Below are 17,881 nucleotides of genomic sequence, written 5' to 3'. Positions count from 1 at the left end.
GGTTCGCGCGAGTCGCAGAAATGTCGATATTCGGACGTTCGCCCGAACGCTTAATTCGGATGGATGCACACGCAGGGATAGATGCCGCGCGAGTCACGTCGTCCCAACGTCGCCGAAGCCCCGATCGGACCCGGGCCCCGTCGGGACACCAGCGACCGGTCGTTCGACTGGGTCGACGCGCCGACGAATCGGACGTGGAGCGACGTGGCCCACGAGCGCCTCCTCGCGACGACCGCGGCGGTCACGTCGGACGGTGAGCCGTTTCTCGACGAGATTCCGCGGACGCCGCGGGCCGAGCGGGTGCTCCTCGAGTGGTGCGTTCACCTCGTCGAGCGATTGGGCGGCCGCGGCGCGCTGGAGATGGCGTCGTACTACCGCGATATCGGCTGGATCGGCGACGGGCCCCACGACGCGATTCGCGAGCGCGTCGTCTCCTTTACTGTCCCCTCGGACTTCGAGGACGCGCCGACCGAAGAGGACCACGTCCGCAGTTTCTCGTACGTCGCCCGGCTGTCGGTGATGGCCGATTCGGAGTGAGAAAAGGACGGCTTCGACGAGTCCCTAGAGTCCGAGTTCGCGACCGATGATGAGGTGTTGAATCTCGCTCGTTCCCTCGCCGATTTCCATGAGCTTCGCGTCGCGGTAGAACCGCTGGGGGGCGAAGTCGGTCGTGTAGCCGTAGCCGCCGAGCACCTGCACCGCGTCTTCGGCGACTTCGCGGGCGGCCTCCGAGGCGTCGAGTTTCGCCAGTGCGGACTCTCGACTGACCCGCTCACCGGCGTCGTACCGCGTCGCCGCCTTGTGGGTGAGCAGTCGCGCCCGCTCGGTCTTGCGGTGCATCGAGACGAGTTTGTCGCGGATGGCGTCGAACTTCGAAATCGGTCGGTCGAACTGCTCGCGCTCTTGGGCGTACGATTTCGCGTGACCGTACGCGCCCTCGGCGAGCCCCACCGAGAGCGCCGCGATGGAGATGCGGCCGCCGTCGAGCGTCTTCATCGTCTGCTTCCACCCCTCGCCCTCCTCGCCGAGGAGTCGGTCTTCCGGTACCCAGCAGTCGTCGAAGGAGAGCTCGCAGGTCGGCGAGCAGTTGAGGCCCATCTTGTCCCACTCGGTCGTCACCTCGAAGCCGTCGTCGTTCTCCGGGTCGACGATGAACGTCGAGATGCCGTCGTAGCCCGCGCCGGGGTCCGTGACAGCCTTCACGAGGACGGAGCCGGCGACGCTCGCGTTCGTGATGAACTGCTTCGTTCCGTTGATGACGTAGCCGTCGCCGTCCCGCTCTGCGACGGTGTCCATGTCGCTGGCGTCGCTCCCGGAACCGGGTTCGGTCAGGGCCCAGCCGCCGAGGTACTCGCCGGTCGCGAGCGGCGTGAGCCAGCGTTCTTTCTGCTCGTCGGTGCCGAACAGTTCGATGGGCTTCGACGCGAGGCTGACGTGGGCGGCGTACGACAGGCCGATACCGCCCGAGACGCGACCGAGTTCCTCCACGACGAGGGCGTACATCAACTGGTCGCCGCCGAGGCCACCGTACTCCTCGTCGATGGGGACGCCCATCACGTCCAACTCGGCCAACTGGTCGAATATCTCCGCGGGGAACCGGTGTTCGTCCTCGATGTCCTGCGCGATGGGCGCGATTTCTTCCTCGCAGAACTCGCGGACGGTGTCGCGAATCATCCGGTGTTCGGCCGGGATGTCGAAGTCCATGCGACAAACTATCGCCGTCCCGGACATAAACTAATCGAACGACCATGAAGAATTGTGGCGGCGCGAGCGGCGAACTGGGGCCGTCCGACCCCTTTCGGGCCGACCGCCCCCGACCCGAACGCTCTCACCGCGTGGGAATAGGCGTCCGGGTCTTTTTGCGCCGCGGTCCGAGATTCTCGTATGTACTCCCACATCCTCTTTCCGACCGACGGAAGCGAGTGCGCGGACGCCGCCTTGGACCACGCCATCGAGCACGCCCGCACCTACGACGCGACGCTCGTGGCACTCTACGTCGCCGACGTGCGCGAGGTCGGCTACGCCGCACCCGCGCTCTCGCTCGAACGGGTCCGAGAGGCGCTCCTCGAAAGCGGCGAACAGGTGTTAGACCGCGTCGCCGAGAGGGCCCGCGAGGCCGGCGTCGAGGTCGAGACCGTCGTCACCGAGGGCACGCCCGCGAGCGAGATTATCCGTCACGCCGACGAGCGGGACATCGACCTGGTGGTGATGGGCACCCACGGCCGAAGCGGCATCGACCGCTATCTCATCGGCAGCGTCGCCGAGCGCGTCGTCCGCGGCTCCGACGCGCCCGTGTTGACAGTCCGACAGGAATCGGCGTAGGCCCACGAGGTTAAGCCGCCCCTCGTCTTACGGGGGTGCATGGACCTCCGTCGGCTCGTCCGCGGCCGCCTCGGGTGGCCGCGTCTGGAGACGGTCGCCCGCGAACTCGCCCGGCGGTACGACCGCGACACCCTCCACATCCGATTTCTCGAGGCGGACAACTGGCTTTCGACCCCGATGGTCGTCGACGACGAGTGGTTCGTGAAGGTCATCTCCAAACAGAACTCGCTCGTCCACGCCGTCTTCACCACCGGGCGGAACCTCGGCGCGTTCTCCAGCGGGACGGAGGGTTTCTTCGGTCACTTCGGGACGCCGCTCGAGATGGCCGAACACGAACTCGAAGCCACGAAGCGACTCCGGAACATCGGCCTGCAAGCGCCCGCGCCGGTCGAGGCGTTCGAGGTTGACGGCCTCGGCGTCCTCGTCCTCGAATACCTGCCGAACTTCCACACCCTCGACACCGCCCCGCGGGAGGAGGTCGAACGGCTCGCCCCCGAGTTGTTCGCGGCGCTCGCGGAGATGCACGACAACCACCTCGCCCACGGCGACCTCCGGGCGGAGAACGTCCTCGTCCGCGAGGACGGCATCTACTTCATCGACGCGACGAACGTCAACGACGAGGGGATGCGCGACGCCCGCGCGTACGACCTCGCCTGCGGGCTGGCGGCGCTCGAACCGCTCGTCGGTCCCAAGAAAGCCGTCGCCGCGGCGCTCGACTCCTACGGTATGGACGCGCTCTTGGACGCCGTCGACTTCCTCGACTTCGTCAACATCCGGCCCGACCACGACTTCGACGCCGCGGCGCTCAAAGGCGAGATAGAAAAGCACGCGGCGTAGTTGTCTCCGGTTCCCCGTGTCTCGACGTCCTCCGACTCACTCGCAGGGGAGCGTGCCGTCGTAGCTCGCGTCGCCGACCACGACGACCCCGCACATCGCCTTCGAGCCGTGGATACCACAGTCGTACTGGTAGACGCCGGAGTCGTCGAACCGGTAGGTGACCCGCCCGTCGCGGCCGACCGTCCCGGACTGAAACGACCAGTCGGTCGCCGCGTCGTCGAAACTCGCCGCGCGGACGTTGTGCTGAAGCGCCTCTCTGTTCTCCCACGCGACCGTCGTCCCCGGCTCGACCGACAACCGCATCGGCGAGAAGGCGACGCTCTCCATGGTGACGAGCGGGTCAGACTCGTCGTCCGACGCCGGTTCGCTCGTCGGCGTTGGCGACTCGGTCGGTGTCGGCGTCGCCGTCGTGTCCGGTGACGTGGTCGTCTCCGGAGACGCCGTCGTCGCGGTTGTGGTCCCAGTCTCGGACCCGGTCGACTCCGTCTCGTCGTCCGTCTCTCCAGCGTCGTCACCACCGGTACAGCCGGCGAGCAGTCCGAGTCCGGCGGTCGCGGCGGCGAGGGCTCGTCGTCTCGTGAGTCGCATACCGGTGGTCGGACCACCCGAAGAATAAGCGATGTCCCAAATTCCGCCCGATTGGAACCCCATCTCGCCGAGAGCGGCGGGGGTCGAGGCGGAACACGGCGTTCCGTGACGGATGGACGAAGCCGCGGGGTGCGTCGCACCCGCGAGTCGCGGGCTACTCGCCCTCGACGCCCTCGTAGTCCGCGCCGCCCATGTAGAGCCGCGAGACTTCGGGGTCGTCGAGGAGGCCGTCGGCGTCGCCCTCGTAGGCGACGGTCCCCTGGTCGAGGACGTAGCCGCGGTCGGAGATGCCGAGCCCCTCGCGGGCGTTCTGCTCGACCATCAGGACCGCCGTCCCGAGTTCGTTCACCTTCTTTACGTCCTCGAACACCGACTTGACGATGTTGGGCGCGAGGCCCGCCGAGGGCTCGTCGATGAGGAGCACTTCGGGCTCCATCACGAGCGCGCGGGCGAACGCGAGCACCTGCCGCTGGCCGCCCGAGAGCGTCCGCGCCTTCGCAGAGCGCTTCTCGTCGAGAATCGAGAACTGGTCGTACAGCTCGTCGATTCTGGCCTGCAGGCCCTCGGAGCGGGCGACGCCGCCCATCTTGAGGTTCTCGTCGATGGTGAGCGACGAGAAGACGTTGTCCACCTGCGGGACGTAGCCCATCCCGACGCGGACGAGGTCCTCCGGCTCCTCGCCGGTGATGTCCTGTCCGCCGAGTTCGACCGAGCCGGTCCACGGCTTGAGGAGGCCGAACACCGTCTTGAGGACGGTCGACTTCCCCGCGCCGTTCGGCCCGATGATGCAGACGATTTCGTCCGATTCGAGGTGGAGCGACAGGTCGCGGAGGACCTGCACCTCGCCGTAGCCGCTGTCGACGCCGGAGACGTCGAGTGCGCGGTTGGTCATGGGCTGGCCCCTCCGAGGTACGCCTCGATGACGCGGTCGTCAGAGCGGACTTGGTCCGGCGAGCCCTCCATGAGCACCTTCCCTTGGTCGAGAACGATGATGGGGTCTGCGAGGTCCATGATAAACGGCATGTCGTGTTCGATGATGAGGAAGGTCTGACCCTCCTCGTTGAGTTCGCGGATGAACCGCTTGATGTCGTTTGCGAGCGTCGGATTGACGCCGGCGACCGGCTCGTCCAAGAGCAGGATGTCGGGGTTCGTCGTGAACGCCCGCGCCAGCTCGACGAGCTTCATCTGCCCGCCGGAGAGGTCGGTCGACGGCTGGTCGATGAGGTGCCCGATTTCGAACCGTTCGAGCAACTCGCGCGTCTGTTCGATGTTCGCTCGTTCCTCTTCGGTGACGTCGGAACTGGAGAAGAAAAGCGAGAAGATGGACTCGCCTTTCTGCGGTCCGGGGCCGACGAGCATCGCCTCGCGGACGGACATCCCCTCCAGCCGCCGGGGCGTCTGGAAGGTCCGAACGAGCCCCTTTCGGGCGCGCTCGTGCGGTTCGAGGTCGGTCACGTCCTCGCCGTTGACGGTGACGTGACCGGCGTCGTTCTCGTAGAAGCCGGAGATGAGGTTGAACAGCGTGGACTTCCCCGCGCCGTTCGGCCCGATCATCCCCGTGATGGTCCCGCGGTCGACCTCGATGGAGACGCCGTCGGTGGCGACGAGGCCGCCGAACGCCTTCTCCAGGTCGGTCGTCTTCAGAACGACGTCCGACTTCCCGAGGCGCGCGCCCTCGTACGCGTCGTCGTTCATCGGTCGTCACCCCCGTTCGAGGCGGTGCCGCCGTCCGGGGCGGCACCCGACGCGGACGCGCCGCCGGCACCGCTCCCGTCGCGCGCCGCCGGCCAGATGAGTTCGTCCTTCGGCGGAAGGAGCCCGTCCTGCCGGAAGCGCATGATGAGGATGATGAGCCCGCCGACGAACAGCAGTCGAAGCGGGGCCAGGTCGACGCCGAGCGTCTGGATGAACCCGATGTCGTTGAGGAAGCGGGTCCCCTCGCGGATGGCGATGACGACGGCCGCGCCGACGACCGCCCCGCGGTTCGACCCGGTCCCGCCGAGGATGACGGCGATCCAGATGTAGAACGTCGTCAGGGGAACGAGGTCGGAGGGGTCGATGTAGAGGTTCAAGTGAGCGTAGAACGCCCCGGCGACGGCCATGATGACCGAGCCGATGACGAACGCCTGCATCTTGAACTGGTAGGTGTTTTTGCCGAGCGCCTTGGCGAGGTCCTCGTCGGACCGGATGGTCCGGAGGACGCGGCCCCACGGCGACCGGTGGACGCGCCGGAGGAACAGGTAGACGACCGCGATGAGGACGACCACCACTGCGGCCGTCGTCGCGGCGTCGGTCAGCGGCAACCACGACAGGAGTTCCGGGATGCCGCTGATACCGCTCGACCCGGCGGTCCACTGGTCCTCGTTCAGGATGATGGCGCGGATGACTTCGGCGAGTCCGAGACTGGCGATGGCGAGGTAGTCCTCGCGCAGGCGGAGCGTCGGGATGCCGATGAGCACCGCGACGAACGCGCTCACGACGATGGCCGCGAGGAACCCGAACACCGGGTGAAGTCCGAGTCCGAGCGGGGAGTTCGGCGCGGTCAACAGCGCGGCGCAGTAGGCTCCGATGCCCCAGAACGCCGCGACGGAGAAGTTGATAAGCCCGGCGTAGCCCCACTGGACGTTGAGTCCGAGCGAGAGCAGGGCGTACATCCCGACGAGCGCGATTTGGAACAGGAGGAACCGCGGCCCGATGACGCCGGTGAGGACGCCGACGACGAGCAGCACCGTGATGAGTCCGAGCGTCGCGAAGATGCGCCGCTCGGTCGCGTCGCGGACGAGCGTCTCGCTCACCCACGAGGACACGGCGCTCATCCGCTATCACCCGCGATTCCGCTCGGGCGAACGAGCAGGATGGCGACCATGATGACGAACGCGACGGCCGCGGCGTACCGCGAGCCGACCGGGATGATTCCCCACTGGTTGAAAAGCGGAACCAGTTCGTGGACCATCCCGATGACGAGGCCGCCGAGCATCGCGCCGTAGACGGAGCCGATGCCGCCGAGGATGACGGCGGCGAAGATGATAAGCAGGATGTCGAAGCCCATGCGCGGGCGGACGAGTTCCTCTAACCCGAGGAAGACGCCGCCGGCCGCGGCGAGCGCGCCGCCGATGAGCCACATGGCGAAGATGACCTCTCTCGTCCGAATCCCGCTGACGCGCGCGAGGTCCGCGTTGTCGGCGGTCGCGCGCATCTTCCGGCCGAGGGTCGTCCGCGTCAGCGTCAGGTGCAGCGCCGTCACGAGGACGACAGTGAGCATCACGACGACGAGGTTGCGCGGCGTGACCGCGATGCCGAGCGTCTCACGGACCCACGGTATCGGTCCCTGTCTGGGCACGCCGTAGCGCTCCGGCTCGGTTCCGAACGACAGGAACACGAGCGCGCGATAGACGAGCGCGACCCCGATACTGGAGATGAGCAGGCCGATGGAGTCGGACCCCTTCACCGGTTGGTAGACGACGCGGTCGGTGATGACGGAGATGACCGCCGCCGCGCCCATACCGAACGCGAGCGCGAGGAAGAACCAAAGCGGCAGGCCGAACACGCCCGCGTCGCCCAGCATCGGTCGGAGGAAGCCGACCGAGAACAGCGCGGAGAACGCCCCCACGGTCATGAGGTCGCCGTGGGCGAAGTTCGCGAAGTCCGCGATGCTGTAGACGAGCGACAGCCCGATGGCCGCGAGGACGATGATGCTCGAAAACACCACGCCGTTTGCGACGTACTGGAAGGGGCTGACTTGGAGCGGTATCACGGCTCGGTGGCCCCCCTAAGGGTCGTTCGGCGTCCGTTCCGTGCGTGCATGATTAGCTCGTGATGTAGTCGCCGAAGACGTACTCGTGGTCCTGGACGCTGTAAATCTGGTAGTAGCCCGGCGGGTCGCCGTTCTCGTCGAGGTCGACCGGACCGCTGACGCCCTGATAGTTGATGTCGCTCGGCGAGCCGCCGTCGCGCAGGACGGCCGCGGCCTCCTCGAAGTTGAAGACCTCCTCGCCCTCGGGGCGGGTCACGTCGCGGACGACCGACGAAAGCGCCTCGCCGGAGAACTCGTCGGCAGCCTCGATGGCGAGCGCCGCCACCGTGACGGCGTCGTAGGCGTAGGCCGACCAGACCGTCGGCGTCGCGTCGTAGTTCTCTTCGAACGCGGAGACGAAGTTCTGGTAGTTCTCCTGGTCCTGCGGGGCGCTCTCGGTGATACCTTTCATACCGTCCATGCTGCCCGGGGCCGTGTTCTCGATGATGGAGTCGGCGACCGTGGACTCCGCGCCGTAGTAGTCGACGGTCGTGTTGTAACCCTGGTCGAACCCCTCGTTGACCATGACGGTGTACTCGTTCGCGTAGGTGAGGAAAATCCACGCCGAGGCGTCCGTCGAGGCCATCTCGGTGAGGATGCCGCTGTACGACGACTGACCCTGGTCGTGGGGTTCGTTGTAGGCGACGGTGCCGCCGAGTTCGGACTCGAACGTCTCGGCGAACACGTCCGAGAGGCCCGTCCCGTAGTCGTTGTTGATCCACGTGATGGCGACGGTGTCGTGGCCGTCGTCGCTGACGAGGCTGGCGAGCGCCTGCCCCTTCGCCGCCCCCGAGGGACTCATGCGGAGCAGTTCCGGCCGCGACGTGAGTTCGGGGCTCGTGCTGTTCTGGCTGATCTGGACGACGCCGGCGTCGTTGGTGACGCTGTCGTGGATGGCGATGGAGACGCCCGAGCCGACGGAGCCGATGAGGAGCGGCACGCCGTCTTGGTTGACGAGCTTCTGCGCGCCGTTGACCCCGCCCTGGTTCGTACTCTCGTCGTCCTCAACGGAGATTCTCAGCGACCCACCCTCGGAGCCGATGCCGACATCGTTGATCGCGGCGAGCGCGAGTTCGCGACCGCGGGTGTTGCGCTCGCCGTAGGGCGCGAGCGACCCGGTGAGCGAATCGACCATGCCGATGGTGTACGACGACTCGCCACCGCCGCTCTCTTCGGTGGTCGTGGTCTCCTCGCCGCCGCCACCGCCACTTTCCTCAGTCGTCGTGGCCGTGGTCGTGTTCTCGTCTTCGCCTTCGAGACAGCCGGCGGTCGCTCCGACAAGTGAGAGTCCCGACAGCTTCAGCAGCGTTCTGCGGTCCATGTCGTGTGGTGACATAACAAACTATGCTCTCCAGTTATCGTAAATATACCTGTAACCGTCCATGGTCGGGAGTCCGAAACCCGCCGGACGAAACGAGTATCCGCTCTTTATTTCACTAATATTTTTCAGAATGATTTGGTAGGGTCTCTCTTTAGGGTACGTGTCTCACAATAGCCGGCCATGATACCCCCCATCGCGAACAACTTCGTGGCGGGTGAGACGTCCGACGGGGCGGTCTCGCACGTCGAGTCCCTGAACCGCGACGGCATCGCGGGGATACTGAACCTGCTCGGCGAGCACTACACCGACCGGGCCGACGCCGACGCCGACGCCGACGCGTACGTCGACCTCGTCCGCCAACTCGGCGCGACGAACCTCGACGGCTGTGTCTCGGTGAAACCCTCGCAAATCGGCCTCGATATCGGCGACCACGCGTTCCGGGAGAACCTCGACCGCATCGTCGACGCCGCGGACGCCGAGGGCGTGTTCGTCTGGGTCGACATGGAGGACCACGAGACGACCGACGTCACCCTCGACGCCGTCGACGACTTGGGCCACCGGACGGGCGGGAACGTCGGCGTCTGCGTGCAGGCGAACCTCAAGCGCACGCGCGACGACCTCGAACGCCTCGCCGACGTGCCGGGGAAGGTCCGCCTCGTCAAGGGCGCGTACAACGAGCCCGCGTCCATCGCGTACAAGGAGAAGTCGAAGGTGGACGAGGTGTACGAAGAACTCCTCGAGTACATGTTCACCGAGTTCGACGACGGCGTCGCGGTCGGCAGTCACGACCCGCACATGATCGCGCACGCTCGCCATCTCCACGAGCAGTACGGGACGCCCTACGAGGTACAGATGCTCATGGGCGTGCGCGAGGACGGCCAGCGCGACCTCGCGGACGCCGACATCGAGATGTGGCAGTACGTCCCCTACGGGGACAAGTGGTTCTCTTACTTCTACCGGCGCGTCCGCGAGCGGAAGTCGAACGCGCTGTTCGCGCTCCGCGCCGTCGCCGGCATCTGAGTCGGGGCGTCCGACCTACTGCGGGTCGAGCAGTTTCGATTCCGCCTTTCGGAGGTGTTCGAGCAGCGTCGTCTTCGAGATGTCCATCTCGGCGGCGAGTTCGCGGGTGGAAACCTCGCGGGGCCAGCGGTAGTAGCCTTCCTCGCGCGCGAGTTCGAACGCCTGCCGCTGACTCCGGGTGAGCGTGTCGAGCCGCCGACTGCGCTCCGGTTCCGCGCCCTCGGACGTGGAGATGGAGGCGACGCGAATCTCGGCTCCGGTCTCGTCCATGACGGTCTCGATGCGCGGCTGTATCTCCTCTCGCGCGCCCGCGAACCAGACTTCCCACCGCTCTCGGCCGTTTTCTATCTGCGTAGGGGCGCTGTGGACGAAGCCCTGCTTGAGCAACTGCGGACACATCATGTCGCTCGGGTCGTACTCCAAGAAGAACTCGCGGGCGACCGGGCCGGGCGCGACGTGCTTCCCGCGGGAGTCGAACCGCTCTTGCAGTTCCAACACTTCGCCGGTGAGGTCCGAGTCGGCGATAACGTCGAGGAGCGTTTCGACCTCGTCGAGCGACTCGCCGTAGGCGGTGAACAGGCCGTTCGACCGCTCGACGCCCGCGGTGGGGGCGTCGTAGATGGCGTGTGCGAGGATGCCGCCGTCGTACTCACTCGTCGATTCTATCGCCCAGCAGTTCGGATGCCACAGGTCGAGCGTGAGGCGCGTGCCTTCACCTGACGTGCGCTCGCTCATACACCGGGTAATACGCCGCTACGTAAGATGTTGTCTGTGGTCACTCGGGGGCGGGTTGACGCGTCGACTCGGGCGCGTCCCTTCCATGGGAGGGTCCGGGGTTATTAATCCTAGTTGTGACTCTAGAGTCATATGGCGCAGGACGAATATCGACACTATATCGACGGCGAGTGGACGGACGGAACCGGCGACGAGACGTTCGAAAGCACGAACCCCGCGACGGGCGAGTCGCTGGGGACGTTCCGACGAGGGACGCCCGAGGACATCGACGCCGCGGCGGCCGCGGCCGACGAGGCGTACGAGGAGTGGCGCGAACTCTCGCACATCGACCGCGCGGAGTACCTCTGGGACATCTACCACGAACTGCGCGACCGCACCGAAGAGCTCGCGGAGGTCGTCACCAAAGAGTGCGGGAAGGAGATTTCCGAGGGCCGCGCCGACGTCATCGAGGCGTACCACATGGTCGAGTGGGCCGCGGGCGACGCCCGCCACCCCAAGGGCGACGTGATTCCCTCCGAGATTCCCGCGAAGGACGCCTACATGCGCCGCAAGCCCCGCGGCGTCGTCGGCTGTATCACCCCGTGGAACTTCCCCGTCGCCATCCCCTTCTGGCACATGGCCGTCGCGCTCGTCGAGGGCAACACCGTCGTCTGGAAGCCCGCCGAGCAGACGCCGTGGTGCGGTCAGATTATCGCCGAGATGTTCGAAGACGCCGGCATCCCCGACGGCGTGTTCAACATGGTGCAGGGCTTCGGCGACGCCGGCGCGACCATCGTCGACGACGAGCGCGTCGACTCCGTATTGTTCACGGGCTCCGCCGAGGTCGGCCACGAGGTCGCGAGCAAGGTGGCCCAACACCCTGGAAAACTCGCCGCGTGTGAGATGGGCGGCAAGAACAACATCGTCATCACGGAGAAGGCGGACCTCGACATCGCAGTCCACTCCGCGACGATGTCGTCGTTCAAGACCACCGGCCAGCGCTGTGTCTCTTCCGAGCGCATCGTCGTCCACGAGGAGGTGTACGACGAGTTCAAGGAACGCTTCGTCGAGAATGCGAAGAACGTCTCCGTCGGCGACCCGCTCCGCGAGGACACCTTCATGGGCCCTCTCATCGAGGAGGGCCACAAGGAGAAGGTCACGAAGTACAACGAACTCGCGGAGAAGGAGGGCGTGAACGTCCTCGTCGACCGCACCGAACTCGACGCCGACGAGATTCCCGAGGGCCACGAGGAGGGCCACTGGGTCGGACCGTTCGTCTACGAGGCCGACCCCCACGACGACCTTCGTTGCACCCACGAGGAGGTCTTCGGCCCCCACGTCGCCTTGCTCAAGTACTCCGGTGACATCGAAGACGCCGTGGAGATTCAGAACGACACCGACTACGGTCTCGCCGGTGCCGTCATCTCCGAGGACTACCGCCAGATTAACTACTTCCGCGACCACGCCGAGGTCGGCCTCGCCTACGGGAACCTCCCGTGTATCGGCGCGGAGGTTCACCTCCCGTTCGGCGGCGTGAAGAAGTCCGGAAACGGCTACCCCTCGGCCCGCGAAATCATCGAGGCCGTCACCGAGCGCACCGCGTGGACGCTCAACAACTCCAAGGAGATTCGCATGGCGCAGGGCCTCTCCGCGGACATCAAGACCAAAGAAGACGAGTAAGGTCGGTCACCCGCCGCGGCCCCGCATCTGTCCCACGTTTTCGTTCCGTCGTTTCACCCGTCGTCCGCAGACTCTTCCGCACCGCGAGCGGCCGCCGTAACGTAGACGCCGGGCATGTCCGTCTCCTCGACGGTCAGCGTCACCTCCTCGTCCTCCTGGGCCGGTCGGTCGGTCACGACGGTCACCGCTTCGATGGGGTCGCGGCGGACGAACGCCCAGATGAGGTCGAGTATCGAGGGGTGACCGCCCTTCCGGACGACGAGCACGTGGCGCGAGTCGGCCAGCGCCCGGAGTTCCGGCGACAGGTCCTCTTCGTCGAGTTCGTCCGGCGGGATGGCGTGCAGCACGTCGCCTCGAATCGTCTCGGTCATGGTGTCTCAACGGTCCCCGGAGGAAAGAAGCGTGCGCTCCGAGACGCGACCGGTATCGGCGACCGACGGCGCCGTGGCTCGGAGCGAAGCGGTCGTCAAAAGGCGGAGGCGAATTCGCCTCCCACCGAATCTCGTGTCACCAGTTGGCGAAGTGAGACGAGGGGAGTGCCCCCACCGGGCTTGGGGGCGTGAAACGACGTGGCCACGTCGTTTCGGATGCCGCAACGGACCCCGAAACGTTGCGGCGGGTGCGGCGGATGTGGAGTCGCCGACGACTGGCGAGAAAAGCGCCTATTGCGTCGGCGATTTTCGCTTAGAAGCCGCGATGTATAAACCCTCCGCAACACGGGTTCCCACGCCCCGTGAGCGCACGGTTCCCGCGGTTCGTCGCTCCGGACTCACCGTGAATGAGCGGTCGTCTCCGGCCTCAGGCGGTCGCTTCGAACTCGCGCCGGAGCGCCGATTCGAGGTTGTCGAGTTCGCGGTCGAGGTTGCGCTCGAAGAACGCCTCTACACCCGGCAGCCGGCCGTCGACGATGAACTCGTTGACGAGGCGGCTGCCGCCGTCGTGCTCTTCGATGGTGTGTTCGCCCGTCACCCGCATCACCCGCGACTTGCCGACGAACTTGACGTGCGTCGGCTCGTCGACTTCGATGTCTTCGGTCTCGACGGTCACCGTCGAGCGGATGAGCGGAATCGGCAGTTCGAGGTACCACGTCGCGTGGCGGCCGTCGTCGGCCACGTCGAAGCGGTCGACGACGCTGATAGCCCCCGCTCGCTTGGCCGGGTCGGCGATAAACTCCCAGACGCGCTCGCCGGGAGCGTCGAACTCGAAGGTTCGTTTCACGCGGACGGTCATGGGATACCATCACACCTCCACAGTAAAAAGCCGTGGAATCGCCTCAGCTTCGGGTGACGCGCCACGTCGTCGAGCGGGCACGTCCCCACTTCTCGATTTCGACGTCCTCGGACTTCTCGGCCAGCCGCGGCAGACGGGACCCGACCTGCTTCGCGGTGAGACCGATGGCTTCGGCGATGTTCTTCGCCCGGAAGTAGCCCTCTCCACGGCTGACGCTGTCTCGGAGGTAGGCGAGAATGCGTTGTTCCTCGTCGGTGTACTCAGTCATCCTCGGGCCGTCTAGGGAATGGGCGTTATTAACGGTTACCCGTGTTCCTCAACGTTGATAGCTACTGGAACAGATGCGCACCGCAGACGGCCAGCGAGGCCGCGATAATCGCTACCATGAATCCGAGCGCCTTCGTCAACTGGTCCGGTCCGGCGACCATCAGCCCTGCGCCGACGAGCGTGAGCACGCCGAACAACGCCGCAAAGCCGATGGACTTGTCGGATTGCACCGTCTTGGTTTCCATGTTTCCGACCTTCGCGGGTGCGCACTTAGTTCATTCGACACCGCCTGTCGTGGGGCGGCGTGACGCGGGCGCGAGGCGTGCGGTGCGGTCCCACGGACCGACCCCGCGCTCGGCCGTTCGACATATGTACCACTAGTCTCGTGTGTCCACAACGATGGGACTGACATCCGCGTTGTTCGGCGGAAAACTCCGTATCGCACTCGTCGCGCTGGTGCTCGTCGCGGCCGGCGTCGGCGGGGCGTACGCGACCGGCGTCATCGGCGCGCCGAGCGTCGACCGGGTCGACAACCGGTTCGCCGGGGTCAACTCCACGGAGACGGTCATCGAGACCGACCTGTACGTCTCGAACCCCAACCCGCTGTCCGCGAACCTCTCGGGCCTCGAAGTCGACTACGGCGTCGAGATGAACGGGATTCGGATGGCGACGGGCGAGAAGGAAGGCGTCGCTATCGGGCGGGGGACCTCGGCGGTCCCGCTCCGGACGACCCTCGAAAACGAGCGCATCCCCGAGTGGTGGGTCTCGCACATCCAGAACGGCGAGCACACGGACCTCGTCGTGGACGCCAACGTCTCCTCGGAGACGCTGGGACAGACCTTCAAAGCGCCCGAGATAACTCGGAGCATCGACACCGACCTGCTGTCGGCGTTCAACTCCACGGAGACTCGCGAGATAGACGCGGACTCGCCGGTCGTCTCGGACCCCGTGTTGTACGTCAACGAGACGAGCGCCGAGTGGGGCGAGTCCACGAGCGAGCGCACGGCGCTCGAACTCACGTTCGTCGTCCACAACCCCAAGCCGTACCCGATTGCGGTCTCCGAACTCGGCTACGACATCTCCATGAACGACGTGGACGTGGGCGAGGGGACGACGAACTCCGAGTACGTCATCTCCCCGCAGTCGACGGAGACCATCGAGGCGACGACCTACATCCAAAACGACAAACTCGACGAGTGGTGGGTCTCGCACCTCGAACGCGACCAGACGACCGACCTGCGCATCGACTTCTACGCGAACCTCGACGCCGGCGGCACGACCCTCCGCGTCCCGCTCGACCCGCTGACCTACGAGAAGACGTTCGAGACGGACATCTTCGGGAACAAGGCGGCGTCGGCGGGGAACGAGACGGCGACTGAGACGACGACGACGCCGACCGAGACGGCCACGGAAACCGCGACCACCTCGACCGCGACTGCAACTGAGACTTCGACAGACACCGCGACGGCGACAACGACGACAACCACAACGACAGCGGCGACAGCCGAGACGACAACGACCACGTCGGACGGCGGGACCACCACGACGGACGACGGCCTCCTGTAGCGGTCGCGTTCCGCCCCGCGGCGGACGCGAAGTCGGACCGTCGTTCGACCGTCCCGATTCGCCGAGAAATCTTCGGTGATTCCTGACTTAGCCGACAACCCTTTACCGTCGGACGAGATATTCGATGATATGACACGGAGTACCCACGCTCCTGATCGAGTTCTTCTCCCGTAATGAGAACCCTGTGTCCGTCGAGAGCGACGACGAAACCATCGTCGTCTCCTTTGGCGACCAGTCCTGTGAACTGTCCCGAGACGCCGCCGCCGACCTGCAGGAGGCTATCGGCTCGGCGCTGACCGAGAAACGAGAGTTCTTCCGCACGGCCGGCGAGTACCGTCGGGACGGCAGTTACGTCGTCTCCCGCCGCGGCGCGGACTCCACTGGCAACGCGAAGGTGTTCACCAGTTTCGACGAACTGCGTCGGCTGTACGACCGCCTGCCCGAGCGCTTTACGGCCGAGGATATCGGTCGAACCGGCATCACGGGGTCGCGGCGTCACATGATACTCCGGCACTTCGGCGAGCATCCGGCGTTCGACTGCCGCATCGCCAGTCGCAACCCGCTGACGGGCGAAAAAGAGTCGTCCGAGACCGAGAACAACGAGGCGATGGAAGTCATCGCCGACTGAGCGCGACGGCGCGCCGCCCGCGGTCTTTCGTTCCTCAGTCTATCGTGACGTGGTCCGACTCCTCGTTGAGCGCGAGGTTCGACGCGATTTCGGCGTTCCGCATCGCGTACTGCGCGGTCTGCTGGAGGCTCACGAGCACCTCGCGAATCTGGAGGAGCTTCTGGTTTTCCATCTCCGGGAGGTCGTTGAGGATGTCGCGCTCCCGGTCGCTTATCTCGCGGAACAGCTCTCGACACTCGATGGTGAGGTCGTAGTCGCGCTCGACGACGGCCCGAACCGCGGTCGTCGTAATCTCGTCGACGTGGTCGGTGAACTCGCGGATGCGCCGCATCGTCGACTGGTCGACGTCGATGGTGTGGCCCTCGGCGTCCATGACGATGTTGGCGATGTCCTCGGCGTTGTCGGCGGTCAGTTCGAGGTTCTTCGCCACCGAGCGGTAGCCGATGAGCGGGAAGCCGGAGTCGAGGCCGACCGCCCGCGCGAGGTTGGGGTTCTGGTAGGACGTGAAGATGAGTCGGAGCAGGAGGACGAAAATCTTGTTCGCCTGCCGCTCGCGGTTGAGCGCCCGCTGGGCGAGGTCGGGGTTGCCGTGGGCGAGCGCCTTGATGGCCTCGCCGCGCATCGTGCTCCCCGTGTTTTCGAGGCGCTCGAGCAGGTTGTCGAGGGTGAAGTCCTCCGCGTCGACCGAGCAGCGAATCGCGATTCGCTCGGGCGTCTCCTCGATGACGCCGAGGCCCATGAGCTGGGTCTCGGCCTTGTAGACGGCGTTGATGTGGTCCGAATCGAGCGCGCCCTCGCTTTTCTCGATGTGGATGACGCGCCGTCCGAGGACGTACTGCGCCACGATGGCTCGTTCGAGCGCCTCCGCGTTCAGACTGTCAGCGCGAATCGTCGCCTTCGAGTCCTCCGTGTTGACCGACTCGGGAAGCACGGTCAGCGTTCCCTTGCCGCTCGTCCGAATCGTCACCTCGTCGCCCTTCTCGACGTTGTGTTCCTTGGCCCACTCCGCTGGAAGCGTCATCGCCAGCGTGGAGGGACCGAGACGCTGGACTTTCCGGGTTTCCATGCCAGTCAGAACCCATCCAATGACCTTAAATCTCACTATATTACACCCTCCATGAATAATGGGTAGTGGGTCTCATTGCACACGGTCCCAAATATTAAATCATTCACGTCGTCCGAATTCGAGCGAGAGGGACCTCGTCGGGCACCGCCTGTTCCGAGAGACTGCGTATCTCTCGGTCGGTCCGGTGAAGTGGCTCAGCTTTGCGGAATTCGACGCGACGCAGGCGGAGGATGTGTTCAGAGGAGGTGAACGTCGGTTCACCTTTTTCGGGATGAACGTCCGGTAAAGCAGCGTATTAACTGCGCAGTTCCGCGGAACGTCGTCGATACGGTCAGATTATACATTTCTAGTTAATATATAACTTTACCATTCTGATACGTTATACTAACACACCTCCCTGCCGCATTGGGCTTCGGAGGTTCAGGGTGGGTAACACATGGTATCGAAAGCCACACAACAAGAGATGGAGGGAATGCTCGGTCAAGTCCCGGGTTGGATGGAGAACTTGGCAGAACCGGCGAGCGAACACAGTTGGGGGCTCTTCCGCGACCTCAATCTGGGCGAGAACACCGAACTGTCCGCGAGAGAGAAAGCGCTCATCGGGGTCGGCGTCGCGGCCGCCACCAACTGTCCGTTCTGTACCTACTTCCACAAGGAAGAGGCTCGGTTGAGCGGCGTCACAGACGACGAACTCCGGGAAACCGTCAACCTCGCCGCCGACACCAAGTACTTCTCGACGATTCTCCACGGGAACGAGACCGACCTCGACGAATTCAAGGCTGAAACGGACGAAATCGTCGAGTACATCACGCAACAACAGGCACCGGCAGACGACTGACGAGACGGCCG

General features: G+C 65.4%; 21 protein-coding genes. 8 read left to right on the top strand and 13 right to left on the bottom strand.

Features of this window, described 5'->3' with window-relative positions; translation table 11 throughout:
* Positions 1 to 81: 81 nt before the first annotated feature.
* On the top strand, positions 82 to 537 hold the full coding sequence (locus tag C5B91_RS04515; protein WP_115819147.1) for a FlaD/FlaE family flagellar protein: 456 nt from the start codon (positions 82 to 84) through the stop codon (positions 535 to 537).
* A gap of 24 nt (positions 538 to 561) precedes the next feature.
* Here the strand turns inward: C5B91_RS04515 and C5B91_RS04510 are convergent, their stop codons facing one another.
* Positions 562 to 1,704 carry an acyl-CoA dehydrogenase family protein gene (locus C5B91_RS04510; protein WP_008092898.1) on the bottom strand — a complete coding sequence of 381 codons (1,143 nt, stop codon included), beginning with the start codon at positions 1,702 to 1,704 and terminating at the stop codon, positions 562 to 564.
* 180 nt (positions 1,705 to 1,884) lie between these two features.
* On the opposite strand from C5B91_RS04510, the gene C5B91_RS04505 reads away from it, so the two are divergent.
* A complete protein-coding gene (locus C5B91_RS04505) occupies positions 1,885 to 2,322 on the top strand; it encodes a universal stress protein (protein ID WP_115819146.1) in 438 nt (145 codons plus the stop codon).
* A 39-nt stretch (positions 2,323 to 2,361) separates the two neighbouring features.
* Entirely contained in the window at positions 2,362 to 3,159 is a 798-nt protein-coding gene (locus C5B91_RS04500; RefSeq protein WP_008092896.1) for an RIO1 family regulatory kinase/ATPase, read from the top strand.
* 36 nt (positions 3,160 to 3,195) lie between these two features.
* Here C5B91_RS04500 and C5B91_RS04495 read toward each other — a convergent pair whose 3' ends face one another.
* The 6 genes from C5B91_RS04495 to C5B91_RS04470 form a co-directional block, all read right to left on the bottom strand.
* The gene (locus C5B91_RS04495) at positions 3,196 to 3,747 is read right to left on the bottom strand and encodes a plastocyanin/azurin family copper-binding protein (RefSeq protein WP_008092895.1); all 552 of its coding nucleotides are present in this window, start codon (positions 3,745 to 3,747) and stop codon (positions 3,196 to 3,198) included.
* A 154-nt stretch (positions 3,748 to 3,901) separates the two neighbouring features.
* The gene (locus tag C5B91_RS04490) at positions 3,902 to 4,639 is read right to left on the bottom strand and encodes an ABC transporter ATP-binding protein (protein WP_008092893.1); all 738 of its coding nucleotides are present in this window, start codon (positions 4,637 to 4,639) and stop codon (positions 3,902 to 3,904) included.
* Entirely contained in the window at positions 4,636 to 5,442 is an 807-nt protein-coding gene (locus C5B91_RS04485) for an ABC transporter ATP-binding protein (RefSeq protein WP_049968358.1), read from the bottom strand. The genes C5B91_RS04490 and C5B91_RS04485 overlap by 4 nt, the downstream gene beginning before the upstream one ends.
* Positions 5,439 to 6,563 carry a branched-chain amino acid ABC transporter permease gene (locus C5B91_RS04480; protein WP_115819145.1) on the bottom strand — a complete coding sequence of 375 codons (1,125 nt, stop codon included), beginning with the start codon at positions 6,561 to 6,563 and terminating at the stop codon, positions 5,439 to 5,441. The genes C5B91_RS04485 and C5B91_RS04480 overlap by 4 nt, the downstream gene beginning before the upstream one ends.
* Positions 6,560 to 7,501, bottom strand: a complete 942-nt coding sequence (locus C5B91_RS04475) for a branched-chain amino acid ABC transporter permease (RefSeq protein WP_004977385.1) — start codon at positions 7,499 to 7,501, stop codon at positions 6,560 to 6,562. The genes C5B91_RS04480 and C5B91_RS04475 overlap by 4 nt, the downstream gene beginning before the upstream one ends.
* A 52-nt stretch (positions 7,502 to 7,553) precedes the next feature.
* The gene (locus C5B91_RS04470; protein WP_049968622.1) at positions 7,554 to 8,861 is read right to left on the bottom strand and encodes an ABC transporter substrate-binding protein; all 1,308 of its coding nucleotides are present in this window, start codon (positions 8,859 to 8,861) and stop codon (positions 7,554 to 7,556) included.
* Positions 8,862 to 9,041: 180 nt separating this feature from the next.
* On the opposite strand from C5B91_RS04470, the gene C5B91_RS04465 reads away from it, so the two are divergent.
* Positions 9,042 to 9,881 carry a proline dehydrogenase family protein gene (locus C5B91_RS04465; protein WP_008092886.1) on the top strand — a complete coding sequence of 280 codons (840 nt, stop codon included), beginning with the start codon at positions 9,042 to 9,044 and terminating at the stop codon, positions 9,879 to 9,881.
* Between the two features lie 15 nt (positions 9,882 to 9,896).
* Here the strand turns inward: C5B91_RS04465 and C5B91_RS04460 are convergent, their stop codons facing one another.
* The gene (locus C5B91_RS04460; RefSeq protein ID WP_004977390.1) at positions 9,897 to 10,616 is read right to left on the bottom strand and encodes a helix-turn-helix domain-containing protein; all 720 of its coding nucleotides are present in this window, start codon (positions 10,614 to 10,616) and stop codon (positions 9,897 to 9,899) included.
* Positions 10,617 to 10,748: 132 nt separating this feature from the next.
* On the opposite strand from C5B91_RS04460, the gene C5B91_RS04455 reads away from it, so the two are divergent.
* Positions 10,749 to 12,275, top strand: coding sequence for an aldehyde dehydrogenase family protein (locus tag C5B91_RS04455; protein WP_008092885.1), 1,527 nt, complete (start codon positions 10,749 to 10,751; stop codon positions 12,273 to 12,275).
* A gap of 53 nt (positions 12,276 to 12,328) precedes the next feature.
* Here the strand turns inward: C5B91_RS04455 and C5B91_RS04450 are convergent, their stop codons facing one another.
* The 4 genes from C5B91_RS04450 to C5B91_RS04435 form a co-directional block, all read right to left on the bottom strand.
* Positions 12,329 to 12,646 carry a hypothetical protein gene (locus C5B91_RS04450; RefSeq protein ID WP_008092884.1) on the bottom strand — a complete coding sequence of 106 codons (318 nt, stop codon included), beginning with the start codon at positions 12,644 to 12,646 and terminating at the stop codon, positions 12,329 to 12,331.
* A 427-nt stretch (positions 12,647 to 13,073) separates the two neighbouring features.
* A complete protein-coding gene (locus C5B91_RS04445) occupies positions 13,074 to 13,505 on the bottom strand; it encodes an SRPBCC family protein (RefSeq protein ID WP_049968356.1) in 432 nt (143 codons plus the stop codon).
* A gap of 43 nt (positions 13,506 to 13,548) precedes the next feature.
* Positions 13,549 to 13,773: a hypothetical protein gene (locus C5B91_RS04440; protein WP_004043755.1), complete on the bottom strand. Its 225-nt coding sequence runs from the start codon at positions 13,771 to 13,773 to the stop codon at positions 13,549 to 13,551.
* Between the two features lie 61 nt (positions 13,774 to 13,834).
* On the bottom strand, positions 13,835 to 14,017 hold the full coding sequence (locus C5B91_RS04435) for a hypothetical protein (RefSeq protein WP_004043756.1): 183 nt from the start codon (positions 14,015 to 14,017) through the stop codon (positions 13,835 to 13,837).
* 154 nt (positions 14,018 to 14,171) lie between these two features.
* On the opposite strand from C5B91_RS04435, the gene C5B91_RS04430 reads away from it, so the two are divergent.
* Positions 14,172 to 15,338 carry an LEA type 2 family protein gene (locus tag C5B91_RS04430; RefSeq protein WP_115819143.1) on the top strand — a complete coding sequence of 389 codons (1,167 nt, stop codon included), beginning with the start codon at positions 14,172 to 14,174 and terminating at the stop codon, positions 15,336 to 15,338.
* 184 nt (positions 15,339 to 15,522) lie between these two features.
* Positions 15,523 to 15,966: a hypothetical protein gene (locus C5B91_RS04425; RefSeq protein WP_004977401.1), complete on the top strand. Its 444-nt coding sequence runs from the start codon at positions 15,523 to 15,525 to the stop codon at positions 15,964 to 15,966.
* Positions 15,967 to 16,000: 34 nt separating this feature from the next.
* Here the strand turns inward: C5B91_RS04425 and C5B91_RS04420 are convergent, their stop codons facing one another.
* Positions 16,001 to 17,032: a phosphate uptake regulator PhoU gene (locus C5B91_RS04420; RefSeq protein ID WP_004977402.1), complete on the bottom strand. Its 1,032-nt coding sequence runs from the start codon at positions 17,030 to 17,032 to the stop codon at positions 16,001 to 16,003.
* A gap of 463 nt (positions 17,033 to 17,495) precedes the next feature.
* On the opposite strand from C5B91_RS04420, the gene C5B91_RS04415 reads away from it, so the two are divergent.
* Positions 17,496 to 17,870, top strand: a complete 375-nt coding sequence (locus C5B91_RS04415; protein WP_008092877.1) for a carboxymuconolactone decarboxylase family protein — start codon at positions 17,496 to 17,498, stop codon at positions 17,868 to 17,870.
* Positions 17,871 to 17,881 lie beyond the last annotated feature (11 nt).

Source organism: Haloferax sp. Atlit-10N, assembly GCF_003586325.1.
Taxonomy (GTDB): domain Archaea; phylum Halobacteriota; class Halobacteria; order Halobacteriales; family Haloferacaceae; genus Haloferax; species Haloferax prahovense.
This window is presented reverse-complemented; position numbering and strand designations above follow the sequence as displayed.